Genomic DNA, 16,055 nt, shown 5'->3' on the forward strand with positions numbered 1-16,055 from the left:
AAATGGATGTAAAATCAGAAGTTATTGAAATTATTGATGAACTCTTCATGGAAGATGTTTCAGACATGATGGATGAAGACCTTTTCGATGCTGGTGTTCTTGATTCTATGGGAACAGTTGAGCTTATCGTTGAATTGGAATCACGTTTCGATATTCGTGTGCCAGTTTCAGAATTTGGTCGTGATGACTGGAACACAGCTAATAAGATTGTTGAAGGGGTAACGGAGCTTCGCAATGCTTAAGCGTTTATGGCAAATTTTTGGCCCTATAATCTGTGCCTTAGTCTTGGTAGTAGTAGTTATTTTTTCCTACCCTCAAGGCAGAAAACATAATTATGAGGTTGAAAAACGTAACGCAGTAACCTTGACAACTGAGAACTTTAAGAGCCGTATTAATAAGACGACAGCTCTTTCTGATAAGAATCATCGATTTGTCCCTTTCTTTGGGTCTAGTGAGTGGTTGCGTTTTGATGCCCTTCATCCAGCTGTTTTAGCTGAAAAATACGACCGTAACTATCGCCCATATTTTATTGGACAACGTGGGGCTGCCTCTCTAAACCAATATTTGGGAATGCAACAAATGATTCCTGAATTGAAAAATGGGACAGCAGTCTACGTCTTGTCACCACAGTGGTTTACTAAAAAAGGTTACAATTCTGCGGCTTTCCAGCAGTTCTACAATAACGACCAACTTAGTAGTTTCTTAAGTCAAAATCAGACGGATGCAAATTCTCAATATGCTGCTCAGCGTATCTTAGAGATGAAGCCTGAGATTACTATGAAATCTCAACTTTCTAAAGTGGCTAAGGGGCAAGAGTTAAATTCACTTGATAAGACTTATATTCAATTTATGGCAGAGCTTAATAAGCGAGAAGATGCCTTGTTTAGTCCTTTAGCAGCATCAAATAACGCTAATTACGAGAAGAAAGTTCTTCCTTATCTTAAAGAGTTGCCAGACAAGCTCTCTTATGAGGCACTTGATCAGGTTGCTGTAAGAGATGCAGAAGCTCATACTAAGTCAAACGACTTTGGTATCGATGACCGTTTCTATAAGAAACGTTTGTCTAAGAAGATTGGTAAACTTAAAGGTTTCCAGAAAAATCTTTCTTATGAAGTTTCACAAGAATACGGTGACCTACAGTTGGTGCTAAATCAATTTGCTAAGTCAAATACTAATGTCATTTTTGTCATCCCACCTGTTAATAGCAAGTGGATGGCTTATACGGGACTTAGTCAAGAAATGTATGATGCTACGGTTTCTAAAATCCGTTATCAATTGGAAAGTCAAGGCTTTACCAATATTGCAGACTTCTCAAAAGATGGAGATCAACCTTACTTTATGCAAGACACCATTCATATGGGATGGAAAGGGTGGGTAGCCTTTGACAAGGCTGTTGATCCATTTGTAAGTAATCCAACACCTGCACCTAGCTATAACTTGAACGACCGCTTTTATAGTAAGGATTGGGCAGGTTATACAGGGACTCCTAGTCAATTTAAGTAGTGTTACTTAATAAATCAAAAAGGCTTGTTAAAGCCTTTTTATGTTATGATCTTTCCACGGTATTACCTTCGGAAATTATTAAAAAAGGTTTGGGAGTTATCCCAATCCTTTTTATCCTTTTAAGTTTTATAATACGTTAAACAGATAGTTATTTGTTTTTAGTTAGAGCTTTTCGAATTAAATCTGCAGGGATGATCAAAACCGCGATAAGAAGTGCAACGATATAGTGTTGAACGTCCATTGGAACGGTACTAAATACTTTACCACCGAATTGAATAATCAAGGTTTGAACGACAGCAATAGAAATCATTACAATTGAGAATTTCTTGTTTTCGCCGATATGTTCAAAAACATTGAATCCATTACTACGTGTATTAAGTGAGTTGAAAATGACAGCATAGATAAATACTGTAAAGGTGAATGTTGTTACCATTTCAAAGTTGCCAGTTCCATTTGTGATAAAGCCTTGGATACCACCAACATTTTTAAGAATAGCTAAACATACAAGAGTAATGAAGACGCTAGCTACACCAATAGCAGATTTCATATAGCCAGTAAGAATATTTGCCTTCTTAGCAACTGGCTTTTCATTCATGTAACGATCTAGGGTAGGCTCTTCACCAAAGGCAAGGGCAGCAAGTGTGTCCATGATAAGGTTAATCCAGAGAATTTGGATAATTGTAAATGGTTCTTTGAGGCCCAAAAGTGGTGAGAGAAGTGACATAGCAATTGTAGTCACGTTAACGGTTAATTGGAAGATAATGAATTTACTTACTGACTTACTCATAGTACGTCCATAGAGGACAGCTTTCTCAATAGAAGTCAATGAGTTATTCAAGATAACGATATCTGAGGCTTCACGTGCGACTTCAGTACCATCACCCATTGAGAATCCGACATCAGCTGATTTGAGGGCAGGTGAGTCATTGACCCCATCACCCGTCATACCAGCGACCATATCGAGGTCTTGAGCTGCCTCAATAAGACGTTTTTTATCCATTGGAAGGGCACGACTGACCACTTTTAAGTGAGGCAATTGTTGTTTAAGTTCTTGATCTGAAAGGGCAGAAAGTTCATCGTGAGTAAGAACAAGGTCATTTTGACCAGTGACGATACCGGCTTCTTTAGCGATAGCAACAGCGGTTTCTTTACGGTCACCAGTTACCATAACTACTTGAACACCTGCACGGTTCATTGTTTCAACAGTTTGTTTAATTGAAGAACGAACGTTATCACGGATACATACGATACCAATCAAGACTTTATCATTTCCATCTGTATTTAGGATAGCAAGCAAACGCATTGAACGGTTAGCTTGTTCCAATGATAATTCTTGGAAACGAGCTTTAATATCATCTGTAAAGTTTTGTTTATTACCATCTTTATCAAGATAGTAGTAGCAGTCATTTAGGATGAATTCTGGAGCACCCTTGATGTAAGTTTTTCCGTCCTTAGTCGTTACACTTGCGAATTTTGTTGCTGAGTTGAATTGTTGCTTCTCAGTAATTGTATTTGTATCAAAATCAAGTTGAGAACGACCAATAAGGAAATCAAGAAGTGCACGGTCAGTGGCGTTACTACCAACAGCACTGCCATCAGCTACCATGGCGTCGTTATTAAGACCGATACCATTAATCATTTCAGCTTTAAGGCTATCTGACATAGTGTCAAAATCAGGAGCCTCAGTTTCACCAGTAGCTGCATAAAGTGTTCCATCAGCAAGGAAGAAGTCAACTACAGATAGTTTACCTTCAGTGATAGTACCAGTCTTATCACTGAAGAGGATATTCATGTATCCGGCTGTTTCAATGGTATCAGGATGGCGAACCAGGATATTTTGAGCTAAAAGTCGTCCTGAGTTCATTGAAGAAACGAGTGCCAACATCATCGGAAGACCTTCTGGAACGGCCATGATGATGATTGTAACCGCAAAGAGAATCGTTTCAATGATAAGAAGGAAGATTGAACCACCATTGAGGTTATTAGCCTTATTAAGTGCAATAAAGCCTAAAACAAGGTTGATTACTGAATATGCAGCACCTGCACTATAACCGAGGACACCGATGTTTCCAGCAAGCTTGTTGAGTTTTTCTTTGGATGGTGAATCTTTACTATCTTCTTGAAGAGAAGTATTGATGCTTCCTAGAACGGTATTATCACCAATTTGTGTAGCTTCCATAACGGCTTCACCTGAAGTAACAACTGTACCACGGAAGACTTTGAGCTCTGTAAAGAGGTCGGAAGAGTCTGGCTCTGCTTGATCACCAAGTGGAAGTTTTTTAGCATCTTCACTTTCACCATTAAGGACAGCTTGGTTTACTTTTAACTCACCTTCCAAGATGATACCATCAACTGGAATCTTGTCCCCTGATTGAAGGAGAATTTGATCACCTTTTACAATATCATCAACGAGAATTTCTTTAAGTTTACCATCACGATAAACCTTAGCATTAGTTTTTGAAGCCTCTTCTTGAAGAGTGTTGAATTTTTGCTCATTTCGGTATTGTGAGACTGCTGAGAATCCTGTAGACATCAAAATGGCAAAAATTAGTGAAATAGCCTCATACCAATTGGCTTCACCAATAGCAGGGAAAATCATTCCAACAAAGTTGAAGATGATTTTTAATCCTAAGGCAGCCAAGAGGATAAGAATCCATTGATCTTGGAAGGCTTCGACAAAGATTGAGAGGAGCGAGTTAGCCTCTTTACTAGATAGCCTATTATCGCCATGGGCATTTTTACTTGCTTGAACTTCAGCAGAAGTCAAGCCTTTAAATTTTTTCATTTAAGGTTTGTATCCTTTCTAAATTATTACTGAATTTTAAGGCTAGTAAATTATAAGCCAAAAAGTTTATCATTACAGTCACGATAACTGAATAACTATCAGTAAGTATTATACTTTATTTTACTATTAAATTGTTGATTTTTTACCAATAGAATATTGAAGATTCTTTTGTCTTTAGCAAGAGTAGGGGAGAACAAAAAACTTGTATTTTTTCGTTAAATACAATTCTATCCTTCCACCTTCAATTCATACAAGCCTCTCACCGCATTGCATCCGTAGATGGCCTGAGCCTGTTCCATATCTTTTACGGTCAAGACTTTTTCTTTAAGCTTATTATCAGCAATAAGGCTTAGTCTGTAGATGCCATTTAAGAGGCCGAGGTGAACGGGTGGTGTGTAGAGTTGGTCCTCGATTTTAAGCACAATGTTACCGATAGATGTTTCTAGGAGTTTCCCTTCATGATTATAATAGATTTGTTCGTGAGGTTCGATACTAAGGTGAGGACGGTAACTTGTTTTAAAGAAGGTATAGGGGCTATCCAACGGATGTCTTTGCTCAACTAACCTCGCTTGGCAAAAGTCATCAGATAAGTTAGTTAATTGGCTATGTTCAAACTTCAGTTCACCATCTTTTTTAAGGGACAATTTAAGACGGTAGTCTGTGTCAAGATCTAGTGATTGGCACAGAGCTGTGGCTTGATTGTGAGCTTTTTCTGCATTGAAAGGATAGTCAAAGTATCGGCTACTCTCTTGTAAACGTTTTATATGCTCCTCCAGAAAGAGAAGTTTTCCTTGATGAATACGACCGGTAGAAATGAGATCGAATTTTGGGTTCTGACGGTATAGAACAGCAGCTTTTTGCTTGGTTTCTTCGTATTCGGATTCCCAGTTACTGTCCCAGGTAATCCCCCCTCCGACACCATAGATAGCCTTGGTTTCTTCCATTTGTAGTGTCCGAATGGCTACGTTGAAAATACTAGGTCCCTGTGGCACCAAGATTCCAATAGCTCCACAATAAACACCTCTAGGCTGTTTTTCAATCTTCTTAATAATCTCCATGGTTGCTATTTTGGGGGCACCTGTAATCGATCCGCATGGAAAAAGGGCTTGGAAGACATCGCATAAACTTCTATTTGTCAGGAGTTGCGTTTCAATTGTCGAAGTCATTTGCCAAACTGTAGAGTATTGTTCAACTTGGCAAAGGCTCTTGACATCTTCACTTCCTATTTTAGAAATACGATTCATGTCATTTCTAAGAAGATCGACAATCATCATATTTTCAGAGCGATTTTTCTGGTCTTGAGCTAGCCATCTTGCTTGTGTAAGGTCAGTTTCAGTTGTTAAACCTCGATTGGTAGTACCTTTCATAGGACGAGTAGTCAACTTATCACCATCTTTTTTAAAGAAGAGTTCTGGACTTATAGAAATGATAGAAAACTCATCGTGCTGAATAAAGGCATTGTAATGAGCATTTTGCTCAACAACCAATCGATTGTAGATGGCAAAGGGATCAGCTGTCAGGTTCTGTTGAAGTTGAACAGTATAATTGACCTGATAAGTATCACCTTGTCGAATATGGTGGTGTATATGCTCAATAGCAGCCTTGTATTCCTCAGCAGAAGTTAGCTCTTGCCAAGACTTTGGTAAGGTAATAGGGTCATAAGTAAGTGGAATAGGCTCTGTTTGAACAGTTTCATGAACAGTGAAGTAGAGGAGATACTCAGACATTAATGGACCATCAATAACCTGAAATTTTGTCTCGAAGGCAGGGGCTGCTTCATAGGAAACATAACCTACTGCATAATAACCTTCATTTTGATAGGCTTCGAGTTCATCTAAAAGGGGTTTGACTTCCTTAATGTCCTTTGTTTTTAGTTCTTTAATGGCGTCTGTAAAGATTTGTCTGACACCAAGTTCTTTAAAATCAATAACAGTTTTCTTATGCATACTTAGAGTATAACATAAGAAGTTTCCCTCTGGTTCTTTTTCATGTTTTAATTATCTTTCTCAAAATTTTAACCAAAAATGAACTTTTCAGACAGTTTTACATATGTTATAATGATAGGGACTAAAAGAAGATTTTAGAGGGAAATATGACTGAAAAAAATAACTTTGAGAAAGGCAACAGCAACCTTTCAAACAATAAAATGAAAAAAGGCACTTCTAAGAATTCATGGAAGCACCAGATGTACGAGCTAGAAATAGCTATTGCTAAAGAGTCAAGTAACAAAAAAAGAAATGAACTCATTAAACTTCATAATGGCTATATGAGTGAGTATGATAGCTTAAAGAAACAAATCATATGGTTAGCCGTTTTGGGAATTTGTTTCTTATTAGTATTGGCAATTTTTGGTTATTTTATTTGGAATAGTTACAATAGTGAGAATATGTCTTATACATCATCTTGGCTTCAAGAGAGGGTACTGAGCACTTATAGAGCTTAGTGTTCTGATCCTAGTAAATAATAGAGTCTCTAGACAAAAGTCTAGGGATTTTTTGATATAAAAAGGGATTTAGTAAGTCAATATATAGTTATTAGCTATAACGATATCTAAGCAAAAGGAGATAACAGAAGTCGGTAACCCTTTATTTTATAGGGTATAGTCTAAAACTATATATAGAGAAAACTAATAGCAATTATACAGCTACCCATTTCTTTGGTAAGATAAGTTCAACAACAAAGAGGAGGACACAAGATGTCAACTACTATCATTGGTTTCCCACGTTTGGGTGAATTCCGCGAATTAAAATTTACAACAGAAAAATACTTTAGAAATGAAATTACTGCAGATGAACTTTTAGCAGCAGCCAAAGACTTGCGTGCAAAACACTGGAATATTGTTAAAGAGAAGGGTATCACTGAAATTCCTTCAAATGATTTTTCACATTACGATAACTTCCTTGATGCAGCTTTCCTTTTCAACGTCGTACCTGACTCTGTTCAAAACTTGGATTTGACAGATCTTGAACGTTACTTTGCTTTGGCGCGTGGTTACCAAGGTGAAAAAGGGGATGTACGTGCCCTTCCTATGAAAAAATGGTTTAATACTAACTACCATTACATCGTTCCTAAATTTGAAAAAACAACAGAAGTTAAACTTGCTGGTCACAAGATTTTTGATGAGTACCAAGAAGCAAAAGAATTGGGTCTTAATACACGTCCAGTTGTGGTTGGACCATTCACTTTCCTTCAATTGTCTGACTTTGAAGATGGTGTAAAAGCTGAAGACTTCGTAGATAGCTTTGTTTCTGCATACCAAGATGTTTTTGCAAAATTGGCAGAGCTTGGTGCTACTCGTATTCAACTCGATGAGCCAGCTCTTGTTAAAGATTTGACATCTGAAGAAAAAGCTCTCTTCTTGAACCTCTACAACAAGCTCTTGGCTGATAAGAAAGGCCTTGAAGTTTTGATTCAAACTTACTTTGGTGATGTTCGTGATGTCTACAATGACCTTGTGAACTTGCCAGTTGATGGTATTGGTCTTGACTTTGTTGAAGGTAAGAAAACACTTGAATTGGTTAAAGGTGGTTTCCCAGCTGATAAGATTCTCTATGCCGGTATCGTCAATGGTAAAAACATCTGGCGTAACAACTACGAGAAGAGCCTTGCAATTCTTGAACAAGTTCCAGCTGAAAATGTTGTTTTGACAACCTCTTGCTCACTTCTCCACGTACCATTTACAACTGCTAATGAAGATTTTGAACCAGCTATTTTGGACCACTTCGCCTTTGCGGTTGAAAAATTGGGTGAATTGCGTGACTTGGATGCCATCCGCAATGGTCAAGGTGCAGAAGCCCTTGCTGCTAACAAAGAACTCTTTGCGACTGAGCGTGTTGGTGAAAATGCTGAGCTTCGTGCTCGTATTGCAGGTTTGACTGAAGCTGATTACACTCGTTTGCCAGCGTTTGCAGAACGTGAAGAGATTCAAAAGGATGCTTTCAAACTTCCATTGCTTCCAACAACAACTATCGGTTCATTCCCTCAAACTAAGGAAGTTCGTGCTAAACGTTTGGCTTTCCGTAAGAATGAATTGTCACAAGAAGAATACGATGCTTTCCTTGCTGAAATCACTGATGAATGGATTAAATGGCAAGAAGAAGTTGGATTTGACGTTCTTGTTCATGGTGAGTTTGAACGTAATGACATGGTTGAGTACTTCGGTCAGAACTTGTCAGGTTACCTCTTCTCTAAAAATGGTTGGGTTCAATCATACGGTATGCGTGGGGTTAAACCACCAATCATTTGGGGTGATGTCACTCGTCTTAACCCAATCACTGTTAAATGGTCTAGCTACGCACAAAGCCGTACAGACAAACCTGTTAAAGGTATGTTGACTGGACCTGTAACTATCCTTAACTGGTCATTCCCACGTGAGGACATCTCTATTAAGGATTCAACTCTTCAAATTGCTCTTGCAATCAAAGACGAAGTGCTTGACCTTGAAGCTTCAGGCGTGAAAATTATCCAAATTGACGAAGCTGCTCTTCGTGAAAAATTGCCACTCCGTCGTAGTGACTGGTATGAGGATTACCTCGACTGGGCAATTCCAGCTTTCCGTTTGGTACACTCAACTGTAGCACCAGATACACAAATCCACACTCACATGTGTTACTCAGAATTTACAGATATCATTCCAGCCATCGACAACTTGGATGCTGACGTTATCTCATTTGAAGCTAGTCGTTCAAATCTTGAAATCTTGGATGAACTTAAAGCACAAAACTTCCAAACAGAAGTTGGACCTGGGGTTTACGATATCCACTCACCACGTGTCCCACAAGACGGTGAAATTGACCACACTATCGAAGCAATCTTGGCTAAAGTACCAAGTGGTAAAGTCTGGATTAACCCTGACTGTGGTTTGAAGACTCGCGGAATCAAAGAAACTAAAGAAAGCTTGATCAAGCTTGTAGAAGCTGCAAAAGCAGCTCGCGAAAACTTGTAAGCAGAAGTTATCATACGTTGAAGACCTTCTTCCTTAAGTGTAGAAGGTTTTCAATAGCTAATAATATTCTAAAGATTTTTGCAAGCAGGCTATGATTAACAAGTGTACTTTACTTATGAAGTTAGTAGGCACTAAAAACAGCTTTTGTCTTAACAAAAATCTAAAAAGAAGAAGGTATAAAAAATGACAAGCCAAACACCATCACTCTCTTTTGAAGTCTTTCCACCTAACCCAGCAGTAGGTAACGAAAAAATTCTACGTGCCCTTGAGGATATGCAAGAATTGGCGCCACACTTTATCAGTGTGACAGCTAGTAATAACAAATATAATATCAAAGAGACGACGGTTCCTTTGGCAGATCATATTCAAAATGACCTAGCTATCCCAACGATTGCTCACCTTCCAGCTATCTATTTGAGTAAAGAAAAGGTTGCTGATACCTTACGTGACTTGGATGCTGTTGGTGTACACCGTATCTTAGCCCTACGTGGCGATATTATCCCAGGTGTTGAACCTCTTAAAGATTTTAGATATGCAACTGATTTGATTGAGTTTATCAAGGACCAAGCTCCTCAATTTGATATCATCGGTGCCTGCTATCCTGAAGGGCATCCCGATTCAGCAAATCAAATCTCTGATATCCAAAACCTCAAGAAAAAGGTTGATGCAGGTTGTTCTAGCCTTGTAACCCAACTCTTCTTTGATAATGAGCGTTTCTATGATTTTCAAGATAAATGTACCTTGGCTGGCATTGACGTACCAATTCATGCTGGAATTATGCCTATCTTGAATCGTAACCAAGCTCTACGTTTGCTTAAGACTTGTGAAAATATCCATTTGCCACGTAAGTTCCGTGCCATTTTGGATAAGTATGAACATGATCCTGAGTCACTTAGAGCGGCAGGTCTTGCCTATGCTATTGACCAGATTGTCGACCTTGTTACTCAAGATGTTGCAGGCGTTCACCTCTATACCATGAATAATGCAGAAACTGCTCGTCATATTCATGAAGCTACTCATTCCTTGTTTAAGCATCATTCACAAGTTGGCGCTCTATAATTGAATCATAAAAATACCCCCTATAGATCAATCTATAGGTGGTTTCGTAGTTTTAGTATGAAAAAGGTGACTTGCTTACGTAATCCTAGTATTGTCATGTATAAAAAAGACTTAGAGCTTAGCTCTAAGTCTTAAGTATTATTCGCCTACGAAAGCATTGATTTCTGCTTCGATGTTAGCAATTTTTTCTTTAGCATCTGCTTCAGATTCACCAACTGTAGCAATGTAGAATTTGATTTTTGGTTCTGTACCTGAAGGACGAACGGCAAACCATGAATCATCAGCCAAGATGTATTTAAGTACGTTACTTGGAGGAGTTGTTAATTTTTCAACGCCGTCAGCAGTAGTAGCTGTTTGTTCCAAGAAGTCTTCTGTCTTAGCAATGTCTGTGTTGTTGAATTGTTTAGGAGCATTGTCACGGAATTTATCCATGATTTTCTTGATTTCAGCAGCTCCGTCAACACCTGAAAGGGTAACAGAGATAGTTTTTTCTGCGAAGTAACCATATTGTTTGTAGATTTCTTCGATACCGTCTGCCAAAGTCATGCCACGTGAACGGTAGTAAGCAGCGATTTCAGCAACGATAAGAACAGCTTGGATAGCGTCTTTGTCACGTACGAATGGTTTGATGAGGTAACCGAAGCTTTCTTCGAAACCAAGCATGTAAGTGTGGTTGTGTTGTGTTTCAAATTCATGAATTTTTTCACCGATAAATTTGAAACCAGTCAAGACGTTAAACATAGTTGCGCCGTAGCTTTCTGCAATCTTAGTAACCAACTCAGTTGATACGATTGATTTACAGAGGGCAGCATTGGCAGGAAGGGTACCAGCTGTTTTGTGAGCTTCAAGAATATATTTAGCAATGATAGCTCCGATTTGGTTACCAGAAAGGTTGAGGTAAGAACCATCTGGTTGGCGGATTTCAACACCAAGGCGGTCAGCATCTGGGTCAGTTGCAACCAATACATCAGCGTCTACTTTGCGACCAAGTTCTTCAGCAAGAGCAAAGGCAGCTTGGCTTTCAGGGTTTGGAGATTTAACGGTTGAGAAGTCAGCATCTGGAACGGCTTGAGCTTCAACAACTTGAACTGCTTCAAATCCAGCTTGGGCAAGGGCACGACGAGCCAACATTTCGCCGGTACCATGAAGTGGTGTGTAGACAATCTTCATGTCGCGACCGTATTCATTGATCAAGTCTTGGTTGATGTTAACGCCTTTGACTTCTTTCAAGTATTCAGCGTCGACGTTTTCACCGATAACTTCAATCAAGCCGCTAGCTTTGCTTTCTTCAAGGTCAGCCAATTGGACAGTGAATGGATTTTCGATAGCGCGGATGTAATCTGTCAAAGCATCGGCATCTGCAGGTGGCATTTGTCCACCGTCTTCACCGTATACCTTGTAACCATTAAATGGAGCAGGGTTGTGGCTAGCTGTTACCATGATACCAGCAAATGTGTGGAGATGACGAACAGCAAATGACAATTCAGGTGTTGGACGTAGGCTTTCAAATACATAAGATTTGATACCATGAGCAGCCAAAACTTGAGCAGATTCAAAAGCAAACTCAGGAGAGAAGTGACGGCTATCGTAAGCAATAGCAACACCACGTTTTTTAGCTTCTTCCCCTTTTGAGTCAATCAATTGGGCCAAACCTTCAGTTGCTTGGCGAACAACGTAAATGTTAATGCGGTTAGTACCGGCACCAATCAATCCACGCATACCAGCTGTACCGAATTCAAGGTTGGTATAGAAGGCATCTTCTTTCGTTTTTTCATCCATTGCGACCAACTCATCACGAAGGTAAGCAGGCAATTCAGCAAAGTCGAGCCATTTTTGATAATTTTCAGTGTAAGACATAGCAATCTCCTTTATATTTTTAAACGCTTACATTATACCATAATTAAAGAAAAAAAACATGGTAATTACCATGTTTTTTCTTTATTTTTTCAATCGCAGTAACACTGGTGTGATACTTAGAGTTAACAGACCGGCGATAATCATTTCAGCAATCGAATTTGTTGTGAAAATGGTTGCCATCAGTGTTTTGCCACCTGCTGTGTAGAAGTTAGGGATTAGGAAATAGATGCCGAGAAGTACGAAAAATGTATTTGTGAAAGCACCTAAAACCCCAGATAGCATCAGACCTAGACGGTTTTGAAGTAATTTGTAGACAAAGTAAGGGAAAATACCGATCAGGATACGAGGAACGATGGCAATGACTGCAGATGCCCAAGTTCCCCCTTCAACAAAAGGACTAAAGAGATAGCTACTAACCGTATAGATAACAGTGTTTCGAATAATACTCATAATTCCCATGAAGCCACCCAAATAAGCTCCAATTTTAGGACCGTAGACGATGCTAGCGATAATAACTGGGATATGGGTTAGGGTTGGTTTGATTGGAAGTACAAAAGCAGCAAAGATGGTTTGACTGAGTACTTCGATTACAACCATTGTAGCTATCAAGAGGGATAACTGAGCCGTTTGGTTTGCTTTATTTTTCTTATTCATCATAAACTCCTTTTTATTCTCTGCAAGGCTATTTTGTTAAAGCATTGTCAATGGATTCAATAATGTCATCAATATCAGCTAAGGCACCACGTCCTGTATCTCCACAAGCCAGTAAACCTGATTTTGGAAGAATTTCTTGGTAGCCAAGGTCATGCAAAGTATTTAGATTCTTCTTAGTCAGTGGATTTTCATACATTTTCGTATTCATTGCAGGGGCAATTAGTTTTGGGGTGGTGCTAGGTAAAGCTAAAGCAGTAGCAGTAAGCATATTATCGGCTAGACCATATGCTAATTTGGCAATGGTATTTGCTGAAGCTGGAGCTACAACAAAGAGGTCAGCTTCTTTACCTAAGTCAATATGATTAATACGTTCAGCCAATTTTTCTTCCATGACATCAGTGTGAACAGGGTTCTTCGAAAGGACTTGAAGTGTCAGAGGGGTGATAAAGGCTTGAGCAGCTTCAGTCATAATGACGTGAACGTCATAACCTTTTTTCTTTAACCTACTTGTTAGATCAGCTGCTTTATAGGCAGATATTGATCCTGAAACAGCAAGGATGATACGTTTAGTCATGGCATATCCTTTCAAATAAGGCTCGAGCAATCGCAGATTTAGTCGTAACTTTCTCCTCGTTTTTTTCGTCAACAAGATAGGCAATATGCTGATTTGGAGTAATGTCACTCAAGTCGTTGGCAACAATAATATCAGCTTTGTTGCGTTTCAGACTTGCACGAGCAACCTCAAAAAGCTCTTCTTTACTTACATTAACCAAAAGTTTGAAGCCAATCAATTGAATAGCAGGATTCCATTGTTTGACGAGGCTAATGACCTTCGGTGTTTTTTTAAGAAAAAGAACCTGATAATCAGAAGCTGAAGATATCTTGCTTTCAGTGTTAGATTTATGCAAGAATTGAGCGAGATCTTCGGTGTCCTCCAGTTCAGCAAAATCCGTCATATAAATAGGAGTATAATCAGAGACTGCCATACTATGTATAAGAACATCGTGCTCTTTGACGAGTGGCTCCATCTTTTTGAGAAGACTTTCTACGTTCGTAATTTCTGTAATCTTTAGATTTTCTTTCGGTTCTGGTTTAACCGCTGTCTTGGTCGTTACTAAGGTTACTTGGTGACCCTTAGCCAAGAAAAGTTCAGCGATTTCCTTTCCTAGATAACCTGTTGAATGGTTTGTGATTCCACGTACAGCATCAATCTTTTCAGTGGTACCACCCGATGTAATCAAAATTTTCATAGTAGTATTGTACTAAAAATTGGGTCTTTAGTAAATAAAAAGTAAGTATTTTTGAGGCGTACCCCTATAAATTAAAGTTATAACGATTTATAACAAAACAAAAACCGAACATTGAAAAGTAATTAACCAAAAATAATGCGTTTTTTATCAAACTCTGATATAATAGATTCTAGAAAAATATAGAGGAGTGTCTCATGAAAACAGATATCGAAATTGCTCAAAGTGTAGAATTAAAACCAATCACAGAAGTAGTTGAAAAAGTTGGAATCGGCTTTGACGATTTGGAACTCTACGGAAAATATAAGGCAAAATTGTCATTTGATAAAATCAATGCTGTCAAAGACAATAAGCCAGGAAAATTGATTTTGGTGACAGCTATCAACCCAACACCAGCTGGTGAAGGGAAATCAACCATGTCAATTGGTCTTGCAGATGCTCTTAACAAAATTGGTAAGAAAACAATGATTGCCCTTCGTGAACCATCACTTGGTCCGGTTATGGGAATCAAAGGTGGTGCTGCAGGTGGTGGTTACGCTCAAGTGCTTCCGATGGAAGATATCAACCTCCACTTCACAGGGGATATGCACGCTATTACTACAGCGAATAATGCTTTGTCAGCCCTTCTTGACAACCATATTCATCAAGGAAATGCTCTCGGCATTGACCAACGCCGTATCATTTGGAAACGTGTGGTTGACCTTAATGACCGTGCGCTTCGTCATGTAAACGTTGGTCTTGGCGGACCACTTAATGGTATTCCACGTGAAGATGGTTTTGATATTACTGTTGCGTCTGAAATCATGGCGATTCTTTGCTTGGCTACTGATATTAATGACCTTAAAGAACGTTTGGCAAATATTGTAGTTGCCTACCGTTATGATCGTACACCAGTTTATGTAGGTGATCTTGAAATTGAAGGTGCGCTTACCCTTATTCTTAAAGATGCCATCAAACCAAACTTGGTACAGACAATTTATGGGACACCAGCCTTGGTACACGGTGGTCCATTTGCCAACATCGCTCACGGATGTAACTCAGTTCTAGCTACAGCTACAGCTCTTCGTTTGGCTGATTATACGATTACTGAAGCAGGTTTCGGTGCTGACCTTGGTGCTGAAAAATTCCTTGATATCAAGACTCCAAACCTCCCAACAACTCCTGATGCCGTTGTTATTGTTGCAACACTTCGTGCTCTCAAAATGCACGGTGGGGTAGCCAAAACTGACCTCTCTGAAGAAAATGTTCAGGCCGTTCGTGATGGCTTCGCAAACTTGAAACGTCATGTAGAAAACGTTCGTAAATTTGGTCTTCCAGCAGTCGTTGCTATTAACGAGTTTGTTGCTGATACAGAAGCTGAAATTGCAGCCCTTAAAGAACTTTGTGCAGAAATCGATGTTCCTGTTGAATTGGCTAGCGTTTGGGCTAATGGTGCTGATGGTGGTATTGACCTTGCCAACGCAGTAGTTGATGCTGTTGAAAATGGTAATGCCGACTATAAACGTCTTTATTCTGATGATGATAGCTTGGAAGAAAAAATCACTAAGATTGTTACTGAAATCTATGGTGGTAAATCAGTTGTCTTCGAGAAAAAAGCTAAGAACCAACTCAAACAATTTGCAGAATTCGGTTGGGATAAATTGCCAGTATGTATGGCTAAAACACAATATAGCTTCTCAGATAACCAATTCTTACTTGGAGCACCAGAAGGTTTTGATATCACTATCCGTGAATTTGTTCCTAAAACAGGTGCTGGATTTATCGTAGCTCTTACAGGAGACGTCATGACAATGCCTGGTCTTCCAAAAGCACCAGCAGCCCTCAAGATGGACGTAGCTGAAGACGGAACAGCTGTTGGTTTGTTCTAAGAAGAAATATCGATATAAACAGTACCTATTGGTGCTGTTTTTTTGTTAGAGTTATGAAAAACTTAAGGAAAGTTTAGTAGACTAAATCTAAATAAAATAAGATCAAAGCACTAGATGATTACGTCTATTTTAGATAT

Annotated in this window: 12 protein-coding genes; 6 read left to right on the forward strand and 6 right to left on the reverse strand. The window is 39.0% G+C overall.

All coding sequences use genetic code 11. From position 1 onward, the window contains the following. The first annotated feature begins 2 nt into the window (after window positions 1-2). Complete coding sequence (gene dltC / locus AX663_RS01160; protein ID WP_002891149.1) at window positions 3-242, forward strand: D-alanine--poly(phosphoribitol) ligase subunit DltC; 240 nt, start codon at window positions 3-5, stop codon at window positions 240-242. Then, window positions 235-1,503 carry a D-alanyl-lipoteichoic acid biosynthesis protein DltD gene (dltD, locus tag AX663_RS01165; RefSeq protein ID WP_049545442.1) on the forward strand — a complete coding sequence of 423 codons (1,269 nt, stop codon included), beginning with the start codon at window positions 235-237 and terminating at the stop codon, window positions 1,501-1,503. Before dltC ends, dltD begins: the two co-directional genes overlap by 8 nt. A 148-nt stretch (window positions 1,504-1,651) precedes the next feature. Here dltD and AX663_RS01170 read toward each other — a convergent pair whose 3' ends face one another. Together AX663_RS01170 and pabB are read right to left on the reverse strand one after the other, a co-directional pair. Next, complete coding sequence (locus AX663_RS01170; RefSeq protein WP_048675528.1) at window positions 1,652-4,288, reverse strand: calcium-translocating P-type ATPase, PMCA-type; 2,637 nt, start codon at window positions 4,286-4,288, stop codon at window positions 1,652-1,654. A gap of 227 nt (window positions 4,289-4,515) precedes the next feature. Then, a complete protein-coding gene (gene pabB / locus AX663_RS01175) occupies window positions 4,516-6,234 on the reverse strand; it encodes an aminodeoxychorismate synthase component I (protein ID WP_060972474.1) in 1,719 nt (572 codons plus the stop codon). A 146-nt stretch (window positions 6,235-6,380) separates the two neighbouring features. Here pabB and AX663_RS01180 point away from each other — a divergent pair, with 146 nt between their 5' ends. From AX663_RS01180 to metF, 3 genes are all read left to right on the forward strand, one after another. Beyond that, window positions 6,381-6,731 (forward strand): hypothetical protein, encoded by a 351-nt coding sequence (locus AX663_RS01180; protein WP_037600816.1) that lies wholly within the window; start codon window positions 6,381-6,383, stop codon window positions 6,729-6,731. Between the two features lie 252 nt (window positions 6,732-6,983). Beyond that, on the forward strand, window positions 6,984-9,233 hold the full coding sequence (gene metE / locus AX663_RS01185) for a 5-methyltetrahydropteroyltriglutamate--homocysteine S-methyltransferase (RefSeq protein ID WP_060972475.1): 2,250 nt from the start codon (window positions 6,984-6,986) through the stop codon (window positions 9,231-9,233). A gap of 183 nt (window positions 9,234-9,416) precedes the next feature. Beyond that, window positions 9,417-10,292, forward strand: coding sequence for a methylenetetrahydrofolate reductase [NAD(P)H] (gene metF, locus AX663_RS01190; RefSeq protein ID WP_060972476.1), 876 nt, complete (start codon window positions 9,417-9,419; stop codon window positions 10,290-10,292). Between the two features lie 138 nt (window positions 10,293-10,430). Here metF and AX663_RS01195 read toward each other — a convergent pair whose 3' ends face one another. From AX663_RS01195 to AX663_RS01210, 4 genes are all read right to left on the reverse strand, one after another. After that, window positions 10,431-12,149: a phospho-sugar mutase gene (locus AX663_RS01195; protein WP_037611391.1), complete on the reverse strand. Its 1,719-nt coding sequence runs from the start codon at window positions 12,147-12,149 to the stop codon at window positions 10,431-10,433. A gap of 81 nt (window positions 12,150-12,230) precedes the next feature. After that, window positions 12,231-12,803: an ECF transporter S component gene (locus AX663_RS01200; RefSeq protein ID WP_022496698.1), complete on the reverse strand. Its 573-nt coding sequence runs from the start codon at window positions 12,801-12,803 to the stop codon at window positions 12,231-12,233. A 28-nt stretch (window positions 12,804-12,831) separates the two neighbouring features. Beyond that, on the reverse strand, window positions 12,832-13,377 hold the full coding sequence (gene coaC, locus AX663_RS01205; protein WP_022496697.1) for a phosphopantothenoylcysteine decarboxylase: 546 nt from the start codon (window positions 13,375-13,377) through the stop codon (window positions 12,832-12,834). Further along, window positions 13,370-14,053, reverse strand: a complete 684-nt coding sequence (locus tag AX663_RS01210) for a phosphopantothenate--cysteine ligase (RefSeq protein WP_060972477.1) — start codon at window positions 14,051-14,053, stop codon at window positions 13,370-13,372. The genes coaC and AX663_RS01210 overlap by 8 nt, the downstream gene beginning before the upstream one ends. 194 nt (window positions 14,054-14,247) lie before the next feature. On the opposite strand from AX663_RS01210, the gene AX663_RS01215 reads away from it, so the two are divergent. Further along, window positions 14,248-15,918, forward strand: a complete 1,671-nt coding sequence (locus tag AX663_RS01215; protein ID WP_037600835.1) for a formate--tetrahydrofolate ligase — start codon at window positions 14,248-14,250, stop codon at window positions 15,916-15,918. The last annotated feature ends 137 nt before the right edge of the window (window positions 15,919-16,055 follow it).

The sequence above is a fragment of the Streptococcus sp. CCH8-H5 genome (genome assembly GCF_001556505.1).
GTDB lineage: Bacteria > Bacillota > Bacilli > Lactobacillales > Streptococcaceae > Streptococcus.